The sequence below is a fragment of the Reichenbachiella ulvae genome (assembly GCF_025833875.1).
In the GTDB taxonomy this organism is placed as follows: Bacteria; Bacteroidota; Bacteroidia; order Cytophagales; family Cyclobacteriaceae; genus Reichenbachiella; species Reichenbachiella ulvae.
In genome coordinates, this window is the sequence record NZ_JAOYOD010000001.1 from 3,120,165 (window position 1) to 3,142,651 (window position 22,487).

The following is a 22,487-nucleotide window of genomic DNA, read 5'->3' on the forward strand; positions in this document are numbered from 1 at the left end:
CTAGTAAACAATAGTAGGTTTGATGAAGACCAAAAGCTTATTGGTGGTACTGGTTCTAGAGTTTCTACCAAAGATCCACTTGAGCACTGGAATTCGTGCTATTACCGGTAGTCCACTCGAAGATTCGGAAGTGGATTCTTGCTCTAATCCACCTACCACTATCATCTCTTCGTTTTTGATTCTTATTTTGGAATCAAACTTTCTGGTGGAATTTCCAGGAGGGGCTCCTTCTACAGTCGGGTCAATAAAATCAGAGGATTCAAAGGCAATGTTCAAGGTCACATCTTCATTGTAGGATACGAAAGGTTTAATCTTCAATTCCAGGTTGGCTTCCACCTTTTCATACCTGGGTGTTCGGGTAATGATCGGATTGACTCCTCCTGTTACATTTTGGGTTTCGATCAAATAATAAACTGAACTACCAATGATCAAATTCGCCTCGTGTCCATTCACCGTAGAGAGCTTAGGAGTAGATTGCAAATCCAAATAACTGGCTTGCTCAAGCGCCTTGATTGTCGCATAAAAATTAGGGGTCACCTGCCCCAGGTTAATCAAACCTCTTCGGTCTATTGCATCCAGGAACAGATTGATGGATTCAGAATTGAGCGTCATGTCCAGACCCGGGAAGACCTGCCCCTGGGTAGGAGGAATAGAATCTGCTATTCCCGCAGAAATCCCTGTTTCCAAAGAAGCCCCTCGATTGATCACCACTACCATTACTTCTATCAGCACATTGGCTACTGGCTTATCTATCTGCTCCAAAAAGGACCTGAGTTTATTGACTCTTTGCTCACTACCAGTCAAAACCAGTGAATTGAGCTCAGGATATTCATTGATCTCCACATCAGACTTCATGGCAGCAGGTATGCTTTCGCTTACCTTTTCTACACTTCTATTTCTAAAAGTAAAAACATGGGACTCATAGATATCCAGATTTTTAGGATCACCGATCACATAGACTTCATCTCTAATCGAGTAACTAAACTGCGGATTGGCCGATGAGAGGGCTACATTCAGAAAATCATCAAAAGATACATTGACTAGATAGCAGTCCAGATTCCCCTTGGGCTCATTGAGAAAGAAATAGCCTTTATTCAGGTCCTTGCTCACAGTTTTGATCGCCTCTATGACGGAGACTCCTTCTGCATCTACATTCAACTTGTCCGGTTGTGTTGGACTCTTTTCAAAGCTAAAACCACCTCCTCCAGCATAGCCATTGTTTCTTCTGGAACTGACTCGTCTGGTCCCTCTTCTTTCATTTTGGTTATTATAAGTCTGGCCTTCTACTTGTGCCATGGTCTCTGGCACATCAGGAGAAATGTGAAACACCCGATCCTGCTTCTTCTCTACAACCAATCCATTCGATACACCAAATTGCTCCATGGCAATTTCGAAAGGCAATTGCTTGATAAAGCCATGCACAACCAAATCACGGCAATCCTGGCTCAGTACTAAATTATAACCCGTACTGTCTGTAATGGCTTTGGCCACATGTTTTAGGGTATCTCCTGCCAAATGAAAAGAGATTAAGTCATCACGCCTATTGTATTCGAAAGCCACAGAAGTAGGCTTTTCGATGGGGTAAAGAATAATGATGCTTTTCAGGAATTTGATCTCCAATTGATAGCTAGAACAAACGAAGACCAACAACTCTTCTATCGTTACATTTTCAAAATTGTTGGTGATCTGATAGGGAGGGATGTTATCCAGACTTAGGTTAAGATCATGCATTTCCGCCACTGCTCTCAAAAATTCTTTGAGTGAAGTACCAGATACAGAGATATCGACCTTCTCCTTGAGGGCAGGTATAGAATCAGCCTGTCGACTAAGTACCTGCGTCAATGAATCCATTCGAGTCACATCCTGAGCGAACAGGGAACAAACACCAAAGGCGAACAATAAGGTTAGAAATAATTGTTTCATGCTTCTATATCAACAGGGGTAATACTTCCTCTACAGAGGTTTTACCTTCTTTTAAAAAGTTAATGGCATTGACTTGAAGGGTGGCCAGGCCTAATTCACCCAAATGCGAATTTAAGTTAAATGATTGATCTTTGATTTGATGGATCAACCCAGGAGAATTCGGGATGATTTCATATAGGGCTTTTCGCCCGGTATATCCTGTACCCAGACACTCCACGCACCCGACTGCCTTGTAGATTCGATGCCCTTTTAGGCCATCGATATGACCGACAAATTCTTCCTCCTTTGCTTCTACTTTGCAAGATTCACAAAGCACCCGGACCAGACGCTGGGCAATCCCAGCATTGAGTGTATCTGCCAATAGGTATTCGGATATCCCCATCTCCACCAGACGATTGAAAATCCCCAGGGCAGAGTTGGTATGCACCGTACTAAATACCAGGTGACCAGTCAAGGCTGCCCTGGTAGCCATCTGTGCTGTTTCTACATCGCGGATCTCCCCTACCATCACAATGTCAGGGTCTTGCCTTAAGAAGGTTCTCAATGCCTGTGGAAAGCCCAATCCAATCTTTTCATTGAGCTGCACCTGGTTGATACCTGGGAGGGTGTATTCTACAGGATCTTCGATAGTCACGATATTGACATCTTCCTGATTGAGCTCCTTGAGTGTCGCATACAGTGTCGTTGTCTTACCCGAACCCGTGGGGCCACTGATCAATATCAACCCGTTCGGTTTGGTAACCACACGGCGATAAACAGCCAATTCGCTCGAACTCAGACCCAAGTCCTCGATATGAATAGCAGAAGAATTCTTTTCCAGCAATCGAAGCACCACTTTCTCTCCATAGAGGGAAGGCAAGACAGAAACCCGAAGGTCCAGATCTATCTCTCCTTTGCTGAAATTGATTCGGCCATCCTGTGGCAGACGCTTTTCTGCTATATCCAGCCGTGCAACGATCTTGATCTTGTTGACCAATTCGGGATAGTTGTCCAGCCCTAGATTGAAACGCTCGACCAGGTGCCCATTGATACGAAAGCGTACTCTCGCCGAATGTTCATAGCATTCTACATGAATGTCACTGGATTTGAGCTCTATGGCTTCAAAGATGAGCTGATCCAGAAAATTGTTCTTGTCAAAGTTCTTAGTCTCCTGACTGGTTCTATCTGTATTGCCATAAAACTTTGACAAAGCCAATTCGATCACTTCCCCATCTATGGGTTCAAATGCAACCGTTTTCCCTAGCAAAACTTGAAGGTACCGACCTGTCGCTACCTCATCTGCCTTCGAATGAATATAGAACTGATAGTGCTCCTTATCAATTTGCTTGGGTATAACCTGATGGCCTAAGGCTACATTTTTTGGAATCACCTGCCTAAGATCAGAGTCTAGTTTGCTGTCGCTATGTATGTCAAATGCTTTCAAAAAGGGTTGGTATCAGGTGGAACATAAGACAAAGCGAAAGGTAAGTCACCAAAGGAATGGATGGTTCTTTAGGTCGAATCAACCACTGCACCAATCCATGGATAATCAAGCTGACCAATAGAGACAAAATCAACCAGTAAGAAAAAGCCTCAAATGAAAACAAAGGAAGCAAAACGATCAAAAATACGATGTCTCCTTTCCCAATCATCTGTGCAGGCTTGCGACGAGTCACCAACAGATATAGGCCAGTCAAAGCAAAAAGAAACAGCAGGTAGCCAGCATTCAATAGCATATCAATCCAAATCAAGTGATTGGAATAGGCAGCCCATAAGGTAGCCGCTCCTAATACCGCAAGTAACCATACGCTCACCTGTCGATGCTGCATATCCTGAATGGCCAATACCACTACGAGCCCTATGACTATCAAATAGGCAATCAATCTCTTGTCACTTCACGGATGTCCCCCATTTGGTCGACCTCCCAAACATTCATTTGTCCATCCCCATCAAAATCTACCACTGCGGTAGCTCGAGCCATATAGGTATTGGGAGTGGATTCTACAATTTCGATCAGGTAATTGGCATTGCCTGGATTGTCTGGATCAGTGGAAAGTCTTTCACTCTCAAAACCAATGGCATTCAGATCTTCTCCGAAACGCGCATATTCATAGAAATAGGTCTTTTGGAGCGTATGAACATGTTTGAGGGCCTGCTTGGCTTCTAAACTTCTCGTTTTGGATATCAACGGCATCAGGGAAGGCAGCGCCATCAAAATAAGCACACCTATGATTACCAACACCACCAACAACTCCGACAAGGTAAAGGCCGATAACTTAGGATCTCTACTGACTTTCATTTCGATTGGATTTTAAAGAAAACTCTAAATTATGAATAATTCGTTAGGATGCAGAACAAGTCCTGCTAAAATGTTGTTTAACCTGAATTATTCAATTCAGGAGTTAATAGTTATTTGTTATTGAGTTAATCTTCAATTGATTACATTGATATCATTTGTTTACAGAAATTAACCAAATGGTTATTGAGTATTTATGCATTTATAATCGAAAATCAAATCCCTATTAACTTCTGCCCGCCGTACAGCGTACTCCGGCAGGCGGGTAATAACTGATTAGCCATTAACTCCGATTTTACCATTGCATAAATCGGGTTTAATCAGGAAAAGACATTTGTGTAGAAATCTCAAACATAGGCAGATACATCGACACCAGTATCACCCCTACAATTCCACCCAGTACTATGATCAGAAGAGGTTCCAACACCGTATTCAAAATTGAAGTTTGATGCTTGATCGCAGCTCGGTACTCTCCAGATAGTTTTTTGAAGAAATACCCAATCTTACTACTCTCCTCTCCTATCCTGATAAACACTTTGAAATTCTCATCGAACCACTTGCTGCGCTCTACTACTTCACTGTAGTTTTCTCCTTTGATCAGCGCCTCTATGGCCTCATCGATGTTACGATTGAGCACTGGACTTTTAAACATGGCCTTGTTCATTTCCAATGCATGTACCAATGGCACATTGGCGCCCAGCAGCAGTGCCATGCTATTACTAAACTTCGCCATGATCGTTTGATAAAAGAAGGCGCCCAGATAAGGGACTTTGTACAAAACGGTCTCCATGATTTCATAAGGTCTGTCTCGCTTGAGCAAAAAGCTGATCAAAACAGCTAGTCCCACCACCAACAGCAATAGGATCAACCAGTTTTCTCTAAAGAAATAAGACACAGACAAGACCTGTCGAGTCAGATAAGGCAAATCCCCACCAAAGCGGGTAAAAATCCCCTCAAACACAGGAATGATAAAAAAGATCATGAAAAGCACAGCAGCAACTGCCGCATTGATGATGAGCAAAGGATAGGATATGGCCGACATGATCTCCCTTTTCTGTGCTACCTTTTCTTCAAAGTACTCGCTCAGGTTGGCAAAAACCTCCAACAACTTCCCAGATTCTTCCCCTATGCGTACACTATACACTTCGTAGTTGCTAAAGTCCCCAGTCTGCTCCATGGCCTCTTGTATGGAATTACCCGTTTGCAGCGCCTCCTGCACCTTTTTGATCATCTCTTTGATGTAGGGCTTCTTGCTCTGTTTGATCAGGTGGTTCAAGCTGGAGTTGATATCTACCCCCGCCTCTAGCAGCACATAGAGCTGCTGATAGAACACCGCCTTCTCCTTGTTCCCAAATTTAGGGGTGAGCGCAATGTCCTTGTTCCAGATGGTCTCCTTCTTTTCTTCTGCTGCAGCTTCCTTCGCCCGACTATTGGTCTCCGTCCTTTTTTTTAATTCAGCCAGGTTCATTTGTTTTTGCTTTTCCAGATTTGACGATAGGAAGATTTCGATTTCAGTGGCAAAGTAATGGATTGCTGATACAAAGTAAAATTCACTTGCAAGGATCCGGCCTGCTCCTGGCACTGCCCTCCAATCAAGAAAAAGTCACGGTTTCCTTTCCACTCACGAAACACCGTATCTGCGCCAAACTGATAGTGGGTTTCCTTCCCCAATTGCAATTCATCCCCCTTCAGCTCATAGGAGGCGCTACGCTGGGTATCGCGCTCCAGATAGTATTTCAGTCGGTAGTAGGCATTGGTATGATCGATGCGCTTTCTCAATCTGTGATGATAGTCCAGCACATTGAGATAGATCGCCGAAGCAGCGGTCAGCAGCAGCGATGACAGCAGCAGTACCACCATCATCTCCACCAACGTAAATGCTTTCCACTTATTCATAGACCCATTCGTATAGTTGCAAATGTACAACACCCAGAGTATCCAGCACCTCTATCTCCAGTTGATACAAGTCGGTATCTCCTTCCCAGCTCTTCTTGGTAAACATCATATCATAGCCTTCGCCTAAAGGTAAAATCATCTCTTGCTCCCCTATCAAGTGGCGGAGCGAGTCCTTCGCCTGGTAGGCCCTGGATTCTAATATCATGTCTCGGGTATTGCTCATAGAGGCCGACACATTCAGGTAAATCAACATGGCCAGTCCTGTGACCATCGAGATGATGATCCCAGCCACTAGTGACTCCATCAGCGTATAGGCTCTCCACCTCTTTAGTATCGCTAACCCCTTTCGTTCTTTAGACAAAATACTCCCTTTATTTCCGCTAATTTATTGAAATATTGAAGTACCTCCTTTTGCAACAGGACTAATTATTAACAATCTCAATTGTTCCTCAAAACTTACCCACGTTCCCGCCATGCTTTGCATGGTGGATATCTCACTTGAGTAGTATGATAAACCCCCAGACTGCCGTCAGGCAGGCTTCCGCCTTCGGCACTTTCCCAATGCTATTAAGTTAAGCCCTCTACCCTAAAAGTACCCGTCATTCCCCTTACCTGCCTCGCCGGACAGGCGGGCTTGTTAGGTGAATCTCACTGCAAACAGAGCTGGAGATGCCCCGGTCAAGCCGGAGCATGAACTGTGTTTAAATGCAAGCAATAGGCTGATAGTTTTTTTGATAAAGACTTTCGCCTTTAGCGATAGCAAAACACTGCTTAAGAAGTTTATTAGCAAGCGCTATTTTTATCACTCTTTCGTTCTTCCCCTTTTCTGCGAGCCTATGGTACATGTCAATACAGGCTTGATTGTACCTTTTAGCAGACCAAGAACACATGTAAAGAACCTTTCGTACCTGAGAGTTACCCATTTTGCAAATACGTCCTTTCCCCCTCACCGAAGTGCCGGATTGATAGATCCTGGGACTCATGCCTACATAGGCAATCAGTTGTTTGTAATTTTCAAACTTGGTAAAGTCTTCGGTGAGGAGAACTAGTATAATGGCTGCATTTTGCCCTATTCCTGGAATAGAGGTTAGCTTCTCCATGGTTGCTGCATACTCCTTTTGAGCATAATCTGTCAGATAAGCTTCTAGTTTGTCTATTTGTTTTTGGATGTGTCTCTGCAATGACTCCAGGCTCTTTCTGAGGGTTGTATCCACAAGCTTTGTGCTGTCAAAGGCTTCTTTCTGGTTCCTTACCATGGTAAGCTGCTTCTTAAAGCCGTCTATAGCAGTCAATATCTGCTGCATCTTGATAATGGTCTTAGACTTATCTGTCCATTGTTTCAACGGGTGGATAGAGGCGTATTCAGCGATGGTGCGTGCGTCTTTCTTATCGGTCTTTGCCCTTATTAGTTTCATTTGAGAAAACCGTTTGATAACCAATGGATTTTCTACAGAGACGAACACCCCTTTTTTGTCTAGAAAAAGTGCTAATGGGAGGTAATACGGACCGGAGGCTTCCATAACACATTTGTCCTGGTCTTCTAATAACTGCAACAACTTGGTAAAGCCTTTACTTGTATTGGGAAACACCTTGTAAAACCATTTACCCTCGCTCTTGAAACTTACATCAAAAGTCCTTTTGGAGATATCTATTCCTACTACTTTCATGTTTATAATTGTTTATGGAAAAGACTACCCGGCTTTTTCAATCCTACATACAGGCTCTAAGCCTAATGAACTGTCCAAAGTTGAGGTAGAAGGGGAAAGGGGCCAGCATGCTCCGCGGTCTTGATGACAAATGACGACCCAAGGCCTTACTCTTTCCCCGTACTTTTCCTGTTTACAAAAACTATCAATTTAAGCCTTTGTAAACATAGGATGACGCTTAACTTAATAGCATTGGGCACCTTCCCCGGGGAAGGATTACTTCAAAATTTGAATTACCATAGAGCTTCATTTGATGGTTTAACAACAAATCGTTGAAACCACCATGCCAAGCATGCGCCCCCCCCCCTGTAGTTAACTCAAACCACTTTATTATAAAACATCCTCTGTTCCCTCCACGTTACCGCCATGCTCCGCATGGTGGCTGACCATCATCTATTAGGCTGAAAACAGTTTTCATGCAAAAGGACTGCTTTGAAGGAAGAATGAGAGGGGTTCAATCAAACACACTCAATAAAGCCACTGCACTACCCCCTTCTGCTGATCGGCAAACCAGAGCCCGGGCATCAAAAAGCCCGAATCCAGCTCATGGCTCAATTGTGCGTTGAACAAATGATTTTCCAGCACGCCTGAGAAAGTATTGATCAAAAAAGCCCGGGTACATACATGTCCATTGATCTTACCATGGGCAGATACAAAACCATTGGCATAGATCATCCCATTGACCGTACTGCCTTCCTCCAGATGAATCAGTCGATCCCTGAAGTTGTTTCGGTCTCCATCGATCAGCAAAAAGCCATCGACGGTAGCTTTCTCCTTGAGTACGATGGTGGCAGTTGCCTTTTCATTTTCGGCATAGAGTACGGTGGGATAGTCCAACTCCACATCCCCCTGTACGATGATCGTATCTCGGGCAAAGAACTGCCCCTGCCCTCTGAAGCCGCTCAGGAACTCTATCTCATCCGCCAGCACAATGATATCTTCGGTATAGGCCATGGTATCGATGCGCACGGTCCCACTGCTTTGGATCATCGCAAAGCCACGTAAGGTGTCCTGTAGCAAATAATCACCACAGCGCAAGACAGTCAGCGTATCTGATAAAAACGAATAGTCCCCTTCCAGCTCAGTCACCTGTAGCTGAGGCATTTCCTTCCATTCTTTTTCCAGATCGTCGAGCGACCAGTCTTCCAATTTCGGAATTCTATCCTTGCTCTTGCGCACTTCGCCATAGACCATCTTTTCATTCATGTAGCCTACCCGATCGATGTAGGTCGTACGTGTGCCCGCTTGTGGCAAGTATACCGTGCCGGATATCTTCGTGTCTCCTGCCAGCGCCAGTCCCCCACGATTGTCCTCCAAATAAATAGTAGACAGTCCCTCTTCGCTAGGAATTTGCCCTTGCAAAAAGGCCGCTCGCTGCTCATGCACTCGATGAAAGGCATGCAAACGATAAGAATCAAACAGCCCCCAGCGAAACTTGCCGACCGCTACACTGTCGATCCCACGACCGAATAGGTCGAAGCTGCGATAGCTGCCATAGTCCATTTGATCTCCCCGCGCCAGACACCAGGCCTGGGCCGAAGACAGATTGTCCAGCAGTCGGCTGTTGATTCTGTAGATATTGCGCTCCTGACGGGTGTAATAGGCCATCAGGATCATCATCAGTAGCAGCATGGCCACTATCACGGACACCGCCATGGTAAATGACAAGACACCACCCGATAGTCGGGATCGAAAAAAATGCAATATCTGACTCAGCCCATGACGGGACATCGCTACTGTATCGTATCCTGTGGCACTCCCATGCGATAACGGATCGTCCACTGGAGTGTATCGGACTGGTAGTAGTCTACCTTGCCATTGAGTTGGTCCTTGCTGTAGCTCCCCTTCATCAGCGGACTGCCTGTAGGGTTTTGTTTGAGAAAGCTCCCTTCCTTTTCTCCTTCTGCATACTCATAGGCAGCTCGGATCACCTCGCCACCTGGGTACCACTCGATCCACTGGCCGGACTGGAGGCCTTCTGTAAACTCCCCTTTTCGCATCAGGGACTTGTCCTTTTGATCGATTACCTCGTAGCTTCCATCCAGCAACTTGCCCGTATACTGCCCCTGGCTATGGCCTATGCGATCCACCTTGAACCAATAGTAGTCCTTGCTGAAATCGGTCTCGATGTCCTCAGGGTTTTCGGAGATATGAAACTTGACCAGCGAATCCCCATGATCCAGGGTGATGCTCTGGTAATGCTTGAAACTAAAATCTTCGGTCGGTTGCACTTGCTTGGTCTTGCAGGACTGGATCAGCATCCACCCCATCCCCAGCAGCAGTACAGAGAATGTCATTTTACTCATATCACAATATTACATAACTCTCCAACAAAAAAGCCGAAAGCAAAACTCATATTTTGCTTTCGGCTTTTGAAGATCATCATACAGCAGACATTTCATCCGCATTCCGAACGGACAGGAATGCCTCAAAAGGTTTCATTCGCATTCGGAAATGAGACCGAGCGGGGATAGCTGCAGAATTAAAAATCTAAACCCTCATTAGCGCATAACCACCATGCAAAGCATGGCGGGAACGGGGATGGACAGGAAGGCCCACATAGAACCATGCAAAGCATGCACCAACAGGGGTTCTCAACCTTCATCTACGCATATTCACCATGCAGAGCATGGCGGGAACGGGGTGAGTACTAACTCTTCAAAGCATAGAGTTACTCAGTGAATCACTGCCTTATCACTCATTAAAATTTCTCCTGAAAAACAGCAGTATTCCCTTTGCTTCAATTGCCACTTGCAGTTCGCTGATCATTCATTTGGCCACAAAATAGCCGAAAGCAAATCCCATATTTTGCTTTCGGCTTTTTATGATTATCATCTACAAGCATTGCAAATGCCTCAAAAGGTTTCTGTCGCATTAGCAAATGCGACCGAGCGGGAATATGAGCACGCTTGGGGATAGAATAAAGCTTAAAAGGAAGGAGTTAAGCATGTCGCAATCTGACTTAGCAGATCAGGTAGGTATTTCTTATGCACAGATTGGAAGATATGAGACTAAGGACGTGCAGCCACCTGCTAAGACCCTAACCATTATTGCTGATGCTCTTGGTGTTTCTCCTGATTTCCTACTCTATGGCTCTACTGATGAAAAGGCTAAAACCCGTCTATCTGATCCTGAGCTAATCAATCAATTCAAGGCTATTGAAGCAATGGACGAGGATGATCGTAATGTGGTCAAAAAACTCATCGATGCTTTCATCACCAAAAAGCAGGTACAAAAGCTAGCGCATTAAAAAAGCCCTTCACATTTCTGCAAAGGGCTAATATCTAAATAAAACTAGATTAGTTCTACTCCGTGTTTTTCTAGAACTAATTTCAAAAGCTTAAGCTCTTGACTTGAGAGGTTTGAAGATAGAATTTTCACTTTTTTATCATTATTCAATAAAAAATAGCTCCTAGAAAATGGAGACACAGATTCCTTAAATTTCACAACATCTTTGATATCAATTTTCTCCGTATAAAACAGGTCTCGAAAAATAGTAAGAGTTCCATTTTCTACCTTGATAAAAGCAGGATTAAGTAATGCCTTTATCAGCATTGCAATAAACAACATCACTCCAACTACATTCACTACATCTATCACTTCAATCGATGTTAAATCAATCTTCAAAACTTGCTCGACAAAGAGGAATATAAATACTAGATACCCTATGTAACTTGCTTTATTCCTTTTGATTAAAACACTTTCTGTCATCCCCACACTCATAGTTTACCTCCTGATTTGCTTCGTACAATTATTACAAGAATTGCGAGCACCTTTCGATTTTAAATTTTTCAACCCTCTTTGAGAAGACATTTGCAAAACTTGTAGAGCTCCTCCAACATATAAACTTCTCTTAGTCGCATATTTAAAAAGTAATGCACCAGCTGCTGGAAGATATTTGTTATCAAGGACATCAACTAATTGCTGTTGTTTTGCTATTTGCTGTGCGTACTCATTGTTATTAGTAATAGAAACACCGTTCGCTGCTCTGTAACTCTGAGCCTCTCCAACAAAAGCTGATTGTGTAGCGGATAATTCAGGGTTAAATGTAATACTCGCTGCTGTATTGCTTTCGGTAAAACCACCTGCATCACTACCATCTTGCCCCATAACTGTCGCTTTAGTTGTAGATTCTGTTGTAGTCGATCCGTATTCTGATGTTGAGGTCACATTGCCATCTGCATCATATTCAATTTCAACGGTAGAAGTCACTGTAGTAGTAGTGGTTTCAGTGACCTTTATCTCATCTCCAATTCCATTTTTACCAGATATTTTGGACTTACCTAACAACTTAGTATACTCCTTGCTCCCCTTTTTAACAGTTCGAGTAGTTTCAGTCTTGGTAGTTGTTGTTTCCGTTATTACGTCCTTGTCATCTGTAGAAGTTACCTGCAGAGTCTTGTCATCAGGACCTAACCCCATAAAGTCAGTAAATCGAACAGGATTGTTAAACGCATAATTGTAAACCCCTTGATCAACATATTTTCCAGCCCAAGGGTCTATCGTTGTAAATCTCCCTAATGCAGGATCAAACATTCTAAATCCATAATCTAACAAACCAATTTCCTTCTGTTCCTCCTTCCCGTTGTATTTGTAAAGGTTTTCTGTACCCGATGAGTAGCTATTAAAGGTTAGCCCAAAAGGATAGTAATCATCCGCCTGCACAACTGTGCCAGATTCATTGACAGTCACTCTTACATTACCCAAGTGATCAGTCAGGTTGTACTCGTATTGGCTGGTGGTATATTTGTATCTACCCTCTGCATGCTGTACAAAGTCCAACGCTCCATCCAGGTAGTGAACACCTCCTATGTAGTCGGTAGTCGTTGTGTTATTACCTGAAACTGCTACCTTTTGAAGTTTCATACCCACTGCATCGTAGGTGTAGGTCACTGATCCATCTGGCGTTACCACTGTCTGAGGTAGATTCAGGTAGTTGTAAGTGATACTGCTGATACCTTTATTGGCGTCAGAGATCATGTTTCCATTGGCGTCATAGCTGTAGTCTGTACCCGTCCCTGAGCTGCCATTGTCGAAACCTTTCGATTTCGTTCCAGATCCCGCATCTGTTACTTTCGCCAGACGGTTTGGGCTGCCTGTTTCGTAGCTATAGGTCAGCTCATCGATCTCACTTCCATCCATGTACCTTCTCAGGCTCTTGATGTTGCCATTCGCGTCATAGCTGATGCCATTCACCGTGAAGTCTCCATTCAGCCCTGTATTAGAGCTTGAGTAGACTGCAGTTTTGATGCGGTTCACATGATCGTAGCTATACTTGTAGGTCTGAGTTGTAGTATTGGTTCCGCCCAGACTCCTCCAGCTCATCTCTCCGATGTTGCCATTGTATTGTGGATTCGTCGCATCTTGATATTTGAGTGTCATCCCGAACTTATCAGTTCCACTGGTCGTTCCATTGTTGATTTTGGTCAGCCAGCCTCGGATGTTGTAGTCATAGTCTACATTTTGTATGCCTGCCAGGTCTTTGGTAGTTAGCTCTCCCAGTTCGTTGTAGCTCATCGCCACAGTACTGCTTTTACCATCTATGATCGTACGAGTGGTCTCCAGTCTACCCACATGGTCGTAGGTATAGATCTCCTCTATGTGCTTCACTGCAGACCCTGAGGTTTTCTTGTGATAGCGTTTCGTCTTTTGGACTTCCCCTGAGAAGAGATACTTATTGGTCACTCGGTCATAGCCTCCCAGATGGTTTTCTGTAAAAGTCTGAATCGGGCGATATTTATCATCATAGTAGATCACAGATTTCAAATAGGTATTGGATCCATCCAGCACCTTCGTTTTTGAGGCAGTCACCTGACCTTTCAAGGCCAGGTTTTTTTCTCCACTTTGTGGATAGCCACTCAATGCCACGAAAGCATAGCTACTCATGAAACTTGGGTAGCTGTCATAGTAGGTTACTGTCAACACATCATTGCTAGATACGCTAGGATAGCCGACATTGTTGTATTCATGTATACTTCCTCCTCGACTCACGTAGCGGGCCGAAGCACTTTGGCTTTTCAAGTCTTTCTGGATCTGGTCTCTTGAGCGGGTATCTGTCGTGATACCTGTCATCACCGGACGATTGAATTGGTCATATTTGGTAAAGTTCCATTCATTGGTACTTCGTTGGTTACCATCCTGTGTTAGCACCAGTCTATCCCATTGGTCATAGACCAGGTAGACCCAGTCTGCACCAGGCACCTTCTTGGCGATCATCCGCTGGCGCTCATCATAGAGATACTCGAAGGCCAGGTCTTTGAATTTACCATAGCGAATCGCAGGATGACCAGTGGCCGCCAGAAAGCTCTTACTTGCCGTAGCGGTAAAGCTAAAGCCGGGGGCCAGAGTGATCGAATGCGCTTCGCTGACGAACAGCTCTCCTCCCGGGTCTTGTTCGTCAAGCAATATATCTTCATCATAATATTGATTATCCTCATCCGCTACATTCACTGTCACACCATCTCTGGTGATGTTAGGTGGCAACACATAGCGCAGGTTACCAAAATCGTCATAGACATAGTAGGTATCCAGCCAGTCGTCTGCGGTAGAACCATTGCTTTGTTCATCTTCTACTCGTTTGAGTACAGTTCGACCTTGCTTGTCTATGTATTCCACTACTTCATTGTTGTTTTCATCTTCGGTCACATTCTTGTACAAGCTACCTGCCGCATAGTTCCCATTTTGCTCGGGTAGTCCCGATGGATCCAGTTGCCAGAGTTTGACTTCACTGGCTCCTACGATCTCGTAGCTCATCTCTACTGGACGGCTACTCCATGCACTCCCTGGACCATGCTGTTCAATGACCCGGTTGAGAGGTGAAGGTTCATACACGGATTGAGAAAAGGCATGACTTCCTTCATTATTCCCAAACATATTGTCATAGAAAGTATCCACATTCGTCTCCCAGTTAGCATCTGAGCCCACTGCAGAAGTTCGCGTGTAGGGCAAATAAGTCTTTTCCTGGCGTCCATAGTCATCATAGGTCACTACACTGACTATATCCTTATTAGTAGGCGATTGACTCTTGGCTACTGTCTGGGTGGGTCTGCCTAAACCGTCGAAATACTGCTCAGTTACTACTGCAGAACCAGCGTTAGTGGCACGGTATTGGGTACTTCGTACATAGTTCTCATCTTGAGCCCAGCCTTGAAGACCAGTCATCAATAGCACTAGGATTAGGATTGGTTGTTTCATCGCTAATTTCTTCATCGTTAGGCTGGTTTATTGGTTTTTGTAATTGTACTCGTAGGCCGACACTGGATTCCCCTCATCATCAATCACACGTTCCAGTCTGCCAAAATCATCATATTCGTAGTAGGTCGTCCTGCCGTTCGAGTCGGTTTGACTGGTCATTCCTACCAATGGATCGTAGGTATAGGTGGTGACCATGGCTCCACTTACACCATTGCGCAAAGCATTTAAGGCCGCTCTTAAATTGGCTTCATCACAACCAGAAGTTCCCCGACATGTATCATCGTCCAGATTGGACTTGGATTTTATATTACTGACATATCCAGATATGCTTGAATAACTGGCTCCTTCTATCTTGGCCACTGGATAGCTATCTTCATAGCCCCAGATGAAGGAAGTATAACTTCCATCTCTATTTTGCTTTTCACGTATGTTCCCACTATTATCAAAATCAAATTCAACAATAACTTTAGAGTAACTATTATCAATGTTTTCAATTTGAAAACCACCCTCTTGACCACTAGGAATGTAGCCGGTTACCAGCTGATTTGAAAACTTAAAGTTTTCTAAAGGCAAACTGGATTCCAATTCCACAGTTCTAATTTGATGAGGCCTACCAACATTACTTCCTTGATGATATGTAATCAACTGACCAGAAAGAACCCTAACATTTTCTTCGTTAGTATCCATAATTAAATTGACCGTCTCTACCGGTTTCTCAACAATATTGGCCTCCTTCATCGCAGAAATAAAAGTGCCATCATTTGAATTAGAAAAATCTTCAGGATATAAATACTGAGTCAACAAAACCTTTCCATTTGATAGAGATGAAGTCTCCTTGGTTACCAAAAGGTGCTCTGAATTTTCGTATTGATAATTGATATTCTTGGTTTCTTTTCGTTCTCCATTTTCATACAAATATTCGATACTTTGAGTCAACTTTCCTGCTCCCTCAAAAATGCGATAGATCTGAAAAGAAAAAATTGGATTTGCGGCATCAGGGCCTCGGTTAATTAATTTAATACCATACAAATAATCATCTTCATTTGTAAAAGAGGTATTATCATAAAAATAATTCAATTCCTTCACTACTTCACCATTACTATTTTTAAAAACCTGCCTTTGTAATTGTGATCTTTTCCATGAAGCGAACATACCAGAGGCAAAAGGAAAGACATTGACGGGATAACTTAAACGAATATCACCACTAAAGTCTCCATCCAAATAGATTATTCTTTTGGATTGAGGATAAAAGGTTGGTTCATGGGAGTAGTAATTCTCTGTACTACCATTTCCAGGGGAACTTTCCACAACTCTCTTATAGCCAATATGTGAAGAGCCAATTTGAGATGCTGAGTGCATACCTTGTGAACTATATTCAACAACGGCAATATCTCCTGTTTCAGTTCTCCTCATTCTATCATACCAATAAGCAGGGATATAACTTACATACCCAGAGGACTCAGAACTATTTTCTAAAGTATAACTATAGTTTTTTTGACTACTAATTTCTCCAAATTCATCCTTATTTATTACAGATTGTATCCTAAGACCTCCTACGTTAATTTCACCTGAGCTAACATATTCTCTTTCCACCAACGCCTTTACAGAAAAAGTATAACTACCATACAGTACCATATCAGATGCGACAGCCTCTCTACAGTTTGTTTCACATCTGGTATAGGGTTTAATGACATAAGTCCCATTAGGTAAGGTAATTGATGTATGATCCGGAGCTTCAAGTTGTGCCCCTAATGTGTGTTCTTCGCCTGAAGTATAAACTGGATTTACTAGATCATTTAATTCAAAAATCTTAAAAAATATTTGAGAATCAATATCACCAACTCTCACCTGTTTAGTGACGGTACCACATGAAGTTACTGGAGAATCTTCATCAAAAATCCAAGGACCTCCTGTTAGCTCTATTACAACTGGTGCCTCTGAATCGACAACATCATCAATTGTAAAAGAATTTGGTTTTAGCAAATTGCAAGACCCTATGATAACCTTAGATACCACAGTTTCAATTTGATTGGGCAAACCATGATCAGAAGATTTATTTATTTCATAACCAAAATTAGTACTTCCTCCGGTTGGATATGTGATTTTCTTAAGTGAACCAGCCTTTACAAATGGCCAAACAGCGCTACGATTAACACCATTAAACCCTGGAATTAACAAAGTATTAGAGTCTTCACCATTATAATACCCCCAATGGTCAACAGCCCTAGATTCTAACCTATTAGGTAACCATACCTGATCTTCATATTCTAAAGTATATTTATTTAATTCTATTCCACTATTATCAATTTGAATCACTTCAGCTAAAACAAGGCGTAAATTTGGGTTTGAAACATTTGTTTCTGAACCAGCTGAAAAATCAACTAGAGCTGACCCATTGAAATATTTATATTTCAGCTTGAACGATTTAGTTACATTGTCAAATTCATCTTTAAATAAGATTTTATTATAAACTTTTGACCCTTGTAGATCTTTTCTATAATCCTCAGAAACTAATTCAATGCTTCCATTAGGAAAATCAACTGTGGACAATCTTTTAGATAGAATTTGAAACCTAGTATTATTCTCAGTATCTAACTCGGTATATTGATTTGTTCCGAAGCTGAAAATACTTTGATATAAAGTTTCAGAAAAGACAGCTCTATCCATTGTTGTTTCATCTTCATAATTGAAATACATTCTATCAATTCTATTGGGATGTTCTATTTCGGATAAAAACCATGAAGTACTAACATTCAAAACACCGCCACCAGAACTAGGATATGTATTTGTTCTTTCAACATCAGTGAACTTATAAATAAGCCCATCCGGCGTAATTATTTCCCATCCTACACCCGTTTCTTGGGGAGTTTTTATAACAATATTTTGATATTCAAGCAATCTCACTTGATGATCATGAGTTAAAACAAATCTCCCTGAATAACCTCCTACATTAAATGAAAAGATATCTGGTTCTCCATCTTTATTTCCAGAATAAATTTCCATCCCTAATTCGTAATGGTTATTATGATTCTCATAATAATTCTCCACGTAAATCCCTTTCCCTAATAGATCATCAACTCCCCTTATACTCCTTGTAATCACTCCTCCTGCATTTAATGACCAGCCCAAGCCGACTCGAGAAGCTACATCACCAACTCTAATCCCAGAAGTATGATAAGATAAAGAAATAGGTAATTGCATGTCTCCAAGCAACATATTTCCCAAAGGAATATCTACTGAAACAGCGCCATTATGCAGATTGATAGGCATTTCCCCATATTTACCTAATGAACTCGCATCAGGCGAGGCAGGAATCACATTTTCAAAAGGGGTATTGAATTGAGCCTTCAAGGCACTACCAACAAAAAAGTTGACTAAGAAAATCAAAAAAGTCACTCGAACAGTTTTTGAAATGCGCACAGTTATCGAAACATTATTATTTCTCATCATTCTCTTTTTTATCATTTATGTACAATCTCAATTCTTCAATCTGTTTCTGCTGCTCGATCACGTGCAAAGTCAACTCCTCTATCTTCTTCAGCAAGAGCATGTTCATCTCTCCCAATTCTACGCCATTGGCTTCCATCTCTGCGGCAGAGGGAATCTCTGGGAGGTGATGGTTTTCTTCGATGTAGGCAGCTGTTTCTTCTAAAGTGGTGAGTTGATAATCGTCAGCAAAGACATAGTCGGGCCAGTTGCCTGAGACCTCTACTTTCACCTCTTCAAAAGCCGCAGAGCCATCAACTAGCAGCTTGTGCGACCCAACATAATTAGCTGTACCTATCGATACTTTATCCTCGAAATAAGTATTTCCATTAATCGTGTTTCGTTTGTTCGCATCATTTTTTACATGAAGATAATTGGTCGTCAAAAGTGCTCCATAGTGTTCCACCCTTAATCTTTCAGAAAAACCTTCGGACTCTACAGTGAAAATCGCTTCACCATCGGCTGGATTTGTTGTGGTTCTTAATACAATCCCATTGGTCTCTCCGCTTTCGTCATCCCCGAAGACATGAGCCGTTCCATTCGCATCATACAGGGTCAAATTACCATCTTTATCCCCCATATTTATATCCAAAGCCCCTGATCTCGCAGCTAATTGGTGTGTATAAAGCACACCATTATAATCCGCAATCTTGAAACCATTTCCCTTTGTCAACCCCGTAGAATTACCTGGGCTTCCTATATTCAGTGATCGGGTACTGGATTCTAATAATAATCCTACATTATAAATAACATTACTGCCTAGCGTACCTGTATTGGCTGCATTGAGGCTGATGTACCCATCCTGATTATGTGCACCCCAAAGGATCTCTGCAGCACCATCTCCAGAAAAGGTGTATTTTCCATCATGGTCATTACCTAGCTTAATGGCCATGTTACCCAGGCCGTCGTTCATGGTCCAGTATCCGGTATAGTTTCCATCACTGTCTTGCAGTTTGATCATAGTTTCAGAAACCCTTTCAATACTCACGGTTGATGAATGAGTTTGTCCATTACTAAACAAGGGCACACTAGCCACTAGTATTACGAATAGTATTTTCTTAGTCATTTTGCTGTTCCTTTAGTTCTTTAATCAATTGGTTTTGTTCTTTGTTTTCTTGCTCAAGTCGAATGAGGTGCAAAGTCAACTCTTCGATCTTCTTAAGCAAAAGCATATTCATCTCTCCCAGCTCTACCCCATTGGATTCCATCTCTGCGGCGGATGGCACCTCTGGTAAATGACGGTTTTGCTCGATGTATTCGGCGGTTTCTTCTAGAGTGGTGAGTTTGTAGTCGTCAGCAAATACATAGTCGGGCCAGTTGGTGGCTTCTACCTTTACCTCCTTGGAGCGAATGGTTCCATTGACCGCTAATTTTTCATCAGGGTTTTTAATGCCAATTCCTACATTCTTGTTAGTCGAAGCAATGGATAATACTGTAGATAGTTCAACGGCTTGACTAAAATCTCCGTGGGAATTAACTAATATGGGTGATTTAGAATTGATACTAAAGAATAAATTATTGCTACTGCTCTTACCAGGGGATCCATTAATCCATTCAGCATACAGATAGCACCACGAATTAGAACTGGGGGCTACATAGGAATAAAATATCAGTCGATCTGCGCTGGAGCTTTCAGATCTAAAAACCACTACAGGTACTCTACCCCAATCAGCCGCTATATGATAAATCCCTCCATCCTCTGCCCATCCACCAGAAGCTCTAAACTTCACTTCGATATTTGCACCGATTTGGTATTTACCTAAAGGAACAATTAAATCACCACTCCCGCTTGCAGTAACTTCCTCAGTATGAAGCTGCCCACTTGCAAGCAAAGGCAGCAATAACAGTATCATTATAGTTAGTTTACCTTTCATTTATTTTCTGTTCTAGGTTTTCAATTCTTCTTAGCATTTCCTGCTCATTCTTTTCCTTCTCTATCAAATGCAGCGTCAACTCTTCGATCTTCTTTAGCAGTAGCATATTCATTTCGCCCAGCTCTACCCCATTGGCTTCCATCTCTGTAGCAGAAGGGATTTCTGGTAGGTGATGGTTTTCTTCGATGTAGACAGCAGTTTCTCCTAGGGTAGTCAATTGATAATCGTCAGCAAAGACATAGTCGGGGGCTGGTACATCCAGGTCTACCCTGACTTCAGAGCTGTGGATGGTACCATTGACAGTGAGGAGCTCGTCAGGTGCATTGGTTCCAATAGCAACCCGTCCTCCATATGGCACCATTAATACTTTATTACTGGAATTTTCATCCGAAACAAAGAACATTGAGTTCAATAATCCTGTCGGTGATTCAATTCTAAAACTTTTGCTATTCACTTCGGATCTCAAAGTTAAATTTGTGTTTGCACCAGACCCTGTTTGCATAAATTGCCATGGCCTTTCCGAGCTTAGTTTCAAAAGACTAGCTCCTTCTCCATGATTCTTAATTTCTAATTTGCTTGAAGGTGATTTTGTACCTATCCCCATATTACCACTTCCATTTATTACTACTTGCTGTACAAGAGGATCTGCGGCAGTGTTGGTATGTGTAAAAAATGCCAACCCCACGTTATCAGGATCAGTACCCGTTTGAATAGCTGCTATGCTGGCTCTCTTATTATTGTAACCACCTTCTATTTTAGTGAATGAAATAGCTCCACCATAATTCCATTGCCCCGGTTGATTTGAACTTGAGATAATTATTTCACCTGAAAGTTCTGATGACGCCAATGAGTAAGGATTAACATTGAAACGGAAATGACCATACTGGTCTTTCATTACAATTTCCTTCCAAGGATTCCAAAGATTGGAAGAAGGATTGTATGTCCGAAAGGCCAGTGTACTTGAAGCAGTTTTTTCAGTATTCATTAATTCGAAATTTCTTGCACCACTCCCCCAGGCAGTTAATTTCATCCCATAATTATAGGTCCATCCACCTGAATTCCCTGGACCTCCTTGAACAGTCACCCCAGCTGGAATCGAGGTGGGATCCGTGTCCGGAAGGGAGGTTTGTCCATAGCAATTGATGCCTATAAGTAAACACAAAAGTGGTATAGTATAAAATTTCATTATTGGTTCTTTTTTAATGCTTCTATTTCTCTTTTTATTTCTAAGATTTCTTGATCCTTTTCTATCAAATGAAGTGTCAACTCTTCGATCTTCTTTAGCAACACCTCATTCATCTCCCCAAGTGAAACCCCATTTTCATTCACCTCGCTCGCTGAAGGCACCCCCGGCAGATGTCCATATTCTTGGATATAGTTGGCTGTGTTTTCTAATGATGGCAACTCATATCCCTCTTCAAAAACATAATCCGGCCATTGAGTTGCTTCCACTTTCACTTCATTGGTTTTTACAGTTCCGGTGACATAAAAGACAGAATTGATCATACCATAGTAGGAGTTGAGTTCATAAACAGTCCCTGTATCTTGAATAGTTGCATGATAGATATAATTGGTCATTTTGCAATCTACACTCCCTATAGTTCGAACCTCTATTGGAACGTTTGACAACCAACTAACCGACATTTGCACCCATACGGCGATCTTATTTCCAGATGTACCAGTTCCCGCGTAATGGACTGCCTTTACATCTTTAATTGACTTATTATAACCATAAACATGATTAAGTCTAATATCATATGTGGGTTCTAAACCAACCTTATTATTCCTAAAGCCTACAAACAACTCATGTTTTGAGTCCCCATGATTAGAATTTTTAGGATGGAAGGTGATTTCGACACTGGCTGCATTATAGTTACCATTCAGTGTCAACTCTGCAATTCTAATCCATTTATTGGCTGTATTCCCAGTGTTTTCAAAACCACTAGCAGAGGCGTTTCCACCAAAGTACCCCCACTCTGAATCGGCGGGTTGTGCGATCAACTGAAGGCCTAGCAATACTAGACCAAGGAACATTATTATCTGTTTCATTTCTAATTATTTTCTATATTCTTTCTAATCCGTACCTCCGTCTGAACCTTGATGTTTGAGATATTAGTGATGTTCAGATGACTT

18 protein-coding genes are annotated in these 22,487 nt (G+C 42.4%); 1 reads left to right on the plus strand and 17 read right to left on the minus strand.

What is annotated here, in order from left to right; all coding sequences use genetic code 11:
* The 10 genes from N7U62_RS12310 to N7U62_RS12355 all read right to left on the minus strand — a co-directional run bounded on the left by N7U62_RS12310 (window position 1) and on the right by N7U62_RS12355 (window position 10,106).
* Window positions 1-1,923 carry a type II secretion system protein GspD gene (locus N7U62_RS12310; protein WP_264138277.1) on the minus strand — a complete coding sequence of 641 codons (1,923 nt, stop codon included), beginning with the start codon at window positions 1,921-1,923 and terminating at the stop codon, window positions 1-3.
* 4 nt (window positions 1,924-1,927) lie between these two features.
* Entirely contained in the window at window positions 1,928-3,346 is a 1,419-nt protein-coding gene (locus N7U62_RS12315) for a GspE/PulE family protein (RefSeq protein ID WP_264138278.1), read from the minus strand.
* Entirely contained in the window at window positions 3,333-3,785 is a 453-nt protein-coding gene (locus N7U62_RS12320) for a prepilin peptidase (protein ID WP_264138279.1), read from the minus strand. The genes N7U62_RS12315 and N7U62_RS12320 overlap by 14 nt, the downstream gene beginning before the upstream one ends.
* Window positions 3,782-4,201 (minus strand): type IV pilin protein, encoded by a 420-nt coding sequence (locus tag N7U62_RS12325; protein WP_264138280.1) that lies wholly within the window; start codon window positions 4,199-4,201, stop codon window positions 3,782-3,784. Before N7U62_RS12325 ends, N7U62_RS12320 begins: the two co-directional genes overlap by 4 nt.
* Window positions 4,202-4,514: 313 nt before the next feature.
* Window positions 4,515-5,666 (minus strand): type II secretion system F family protein, encoded by a 1,152-nt coding sequence (locus N7U62_RS12330; protein ID WP_264138281.1) that lies wholly within the window; start codon window positions 5,664-5,666, stop codon window positions 4,515-4,517.
* Window positions 5,663-6,094: a prepilin-type N-terminal cleavage/methylation domain-containing protein gene (locus tag N7U62_RS12335; RefSeq protein ID WP_264138282.1), complete on the minus strand. Its 432-nt coding sequence runs from the start codon at window positions 6,092-6,094 to the stop codon at window positions 5,663-5,665. Before N7U62_RS12335 ends, N7U62_RS12330 begins: the two co-directional genes overlap by 4 nt.
* A complete protein-coding gene (locus N7U62_RS12340; protein ID WP_264138283.1) occupies window positions 6,087-6,455 on the minus strand; it encodes a hypothetical protein in 369 nt (122 codons plus the stop codon). Before N7U62_RS12340 ends, N7U62_RS12335 begins: the two co-directional genes overlap by 8 nt.
* A gap of 340 nt (window positions 6,456-6,795) precedes the next feature.
* A complete protein-coding gene (locus tag N7U62_RS12345) occupies window positions 6,796-7,761 on the minus strand; it encodes an IS110 family RNA-guided transposase (protein WP_264138284.1) in 966 nt (321 codons plus the stop codon).
* A 507-nt stretch (window positions 7,762-8,268) separates the two neighbouring features.
* A complete protein-coding gene (locus tag N7U62_RS12350; RefSeq protein WP_264138285.1) occupies window positions 8,269-9,582 on the minus strand; it encodes a hypothetical protein in 1,314 nt (437 codons plus the stop codon).
* Entirely contained in the window at window positions 9,534-10,106 is a 573-nt protein-coding gene (locus N7U62_RS12355; RefSeq protein ID WP_264138286.1) for a toxin-antitoxin system YwqK family antitoxin, read from the minus strand. Before N7U62_RS12355 ends, N7U62_RS12350 begins: the two co-directional genes overlap by 49 nt.
* Window positions 10,107-10,699: 593 nt before the next feature.
* On the opposite strand from N7U62_RS12355, the gene N7U62_RS12360 reads away from it, so the two are divergent.
* On the plus strand, window positions 10,700-11,050 hold the full coding sequence (locus N7U62_RS12360; protein WP_264138287.1) for a helix-turn-helix domain-containing protein: 351 nt from the start codon (window positions 10,700-10,702) through the stop codon (window positions 11,048-11,050).
* Window positions 11,051-11,094: 44 nt separating this feature from the next.
* Here the strand turns inward: N7U62_RS12360 and N7U62_RS12365 are convergent, their stop codons facing one another.
* Genes N7U62_RS12365 through N7U62_RS12395 form a run of 7 tightly spaced genes read right to left on the minus strand, consistent with a single transcriptional unit; the run spans window position 11,095 to window position 22,403 of the window.
* Window positions 11,095-11,523 carry a hypothetical protein gene (locus tag N7U62_RS12365; protein ID WP_264138288.1) on the minus strand — a complete coding sequence of 143 codons (429 nt, stop codon included), beginning with the start codon at window positions 11,521-11,523 and terminating at the stop codon, window positions 11,095-11,097.
* Between the two features lie 3 nt (window positions 11,524-11,526).
* Window positions 11,527-15,009: a DUF6443 domain-containing protein gene (locus N7U62_RS12370; protein ID WP_264138289.1), complete on the minus strand. Its 3,483-nt coding sequence runs from the start codon at window positions 15,007-15,009 to the stop codon at window positions 11,527-11,529.
* A 12-nt stretch (window positions 15,010-15,021) separates the two neighbouring features.
* Window positions 15,022-18,459: an RHS repeat domain-containing protein gene (locus tag N7U62_RS12375; RefSeq protein ID WP_264138290.1), complete on the minus strand. Its 3,438-nt coding sequence runs from the start codon at window positions 18,457-18,459 to the stop codon at window positions 15,022-15,024.
* On the minus strand, window positions 18,431-19,546 hold the full coding sequence (locus N7U62_RS12380) for a hypothetical protein (RefSeq protein ID WP_264138291.1): 1,116 nt from the start codon (window positions 19,544-19,546) through the stop codon (window positions 18,431-18,433). The genes N7U62_RS12375 and N7U62_RS12380 overlap by 29 nt, the downstream gene beginning before the upstream one ends.
* Window positions 19,539-20,354: a hypothetical protein gene (locus N7U62_RS12385; RefSeq protein ID WP_264138292.1), complete on the minus strand. Its 816-nt coding sequence runs from the start codon at window positions 20,352-20,354 to the stop codon at window positions 19,539-19,541. The genes N7U62_RS12380 and N7U62_RS12385 overlap by 8 nt, the downstream gene beginning before the upstream one ends.
* A complete protein-coding gene (locus N7U62_RS12390) occupies window positions 20,344-21,540 on the minus strand; it encodes a hypothetical protein (protein WP_264138293.1) in 1,197 nt (398 codons plus the stop codon). Before N7U62_RS12390 ends, N7U62_RS12385 begins: the two co-directional genes overlap by 11 nt.
* Window positions 21,540-22,403: a hypothetical protein gene (locus tag N7U62_RS12395; protein ID WP_264138294.1), complete on the minus strand. Its 864-nt coding sequence runs from the start codon at window positions 22,401-22,403 to the stop codon at window positions 21,540-21,542. Before N7U62_RS12395 ends, N7U62_RS12390 begins: the two co-directional genes overlap by 1 nt.
* Between the last annotated feature and the right edge of the window lie 84 nt (window positions 22,404-22,487).

Coding starts and splice junctions, on each gene's coding strand:
- N7U62_RS12310 (WP_264138277.1), bottom strand. CDS start 1,923: ATGAAACAATTATTTCTAACCTTATTGTTCGCCTTTGGTGTTTGTTCC.
- N7U62_RS12325 (WP_264138280.1), bottom strand. CDS start 4,201: ATGAAAGTCAGTAGAGATCCTAAGTTATCGGCCTTTACCTTGTCGGAG.
- N7U62_RS12330 (WP_264138281.1), bottom strand. CDS start 5,666: ATGAACCTGGCTGAATTAAAAAAAAGGACGGAGACCAATAGTCGGGCG.
- N7U62_RS12335 (WP_264138282.1), bottom strand. CDS start 6,094: ATGAATAAGTGGAAAGCATTTACGTTGGTGGAGATGATGGTGGTACTG.
- N7U62_RS12345 (WP_264138284.1), bottom strand. CDS start 7,761: ATGAAAGTAGTAGGAATAGATATCTCCAAAAGGACTTTTGATGTAAGT.
- N7U62_RS12355 (WP_264138286.1), bottom strand. CDS start 10,106: ATGAGTAAAATGACATTCTCTGTACTGCTGCTGGGGATGGGGTGGATG.
- N7U62_RS12360 (WP_264138287.1), top strand. CDS start 10,700: ATGAGCACGCTTGGGGATAGAATAAAGCTTAAAAGGAAGGAGTTAAGC.
- N7U62_RS12365 (WP_264138288.1), bottom strand. CDS start 11,523: ATGAGTGTGGGGATGACAGAAAGTGTTTTAATCAAAAGGAATAAAGCA.
- N7U62_RS12370 (WP_264138289.1), bottom strand. CDS start 15,009: ATGAAGAAATTAGCGATGAAACAACCAATCCTAATCCTAGTGCTATTG.
- N7U62_RS12375 (WP_264138290.1), bottom strand. CDS start 18,459: ATGATAAAAAAGAGAATGATGAGAAATAATAATGTTTCGATAACTGTG.
- N7U62_RS12380 (WP_264138291.1), bottom strand. CDS start 19,546: ATGACTAAGAAAATACTATTCGTAATACTAGTGGCTAGTGTGCCCTTG.
- N7U62_RS12385 (WP_264138292.1), bottom strand. CDS start 20,354: ATGAAAGGTAAACTAACTATAATGATACTGTTATTGCTGCCTTTGCTT.
- N7U62_RS12390 (WP_264138293.1), bottom strand. CDS start 21,540: ATGAAATTTTATACTATACCACTTTTGTGTTTACTTATAGGCATCAAT.
- N7U62_RS12395 (WP_264138294.1), bottom strand. CDS start 22,403: ATGAAACAGATAATAATGTTCCTTGGTCTAGTATTGCTAGGCCTTCAG.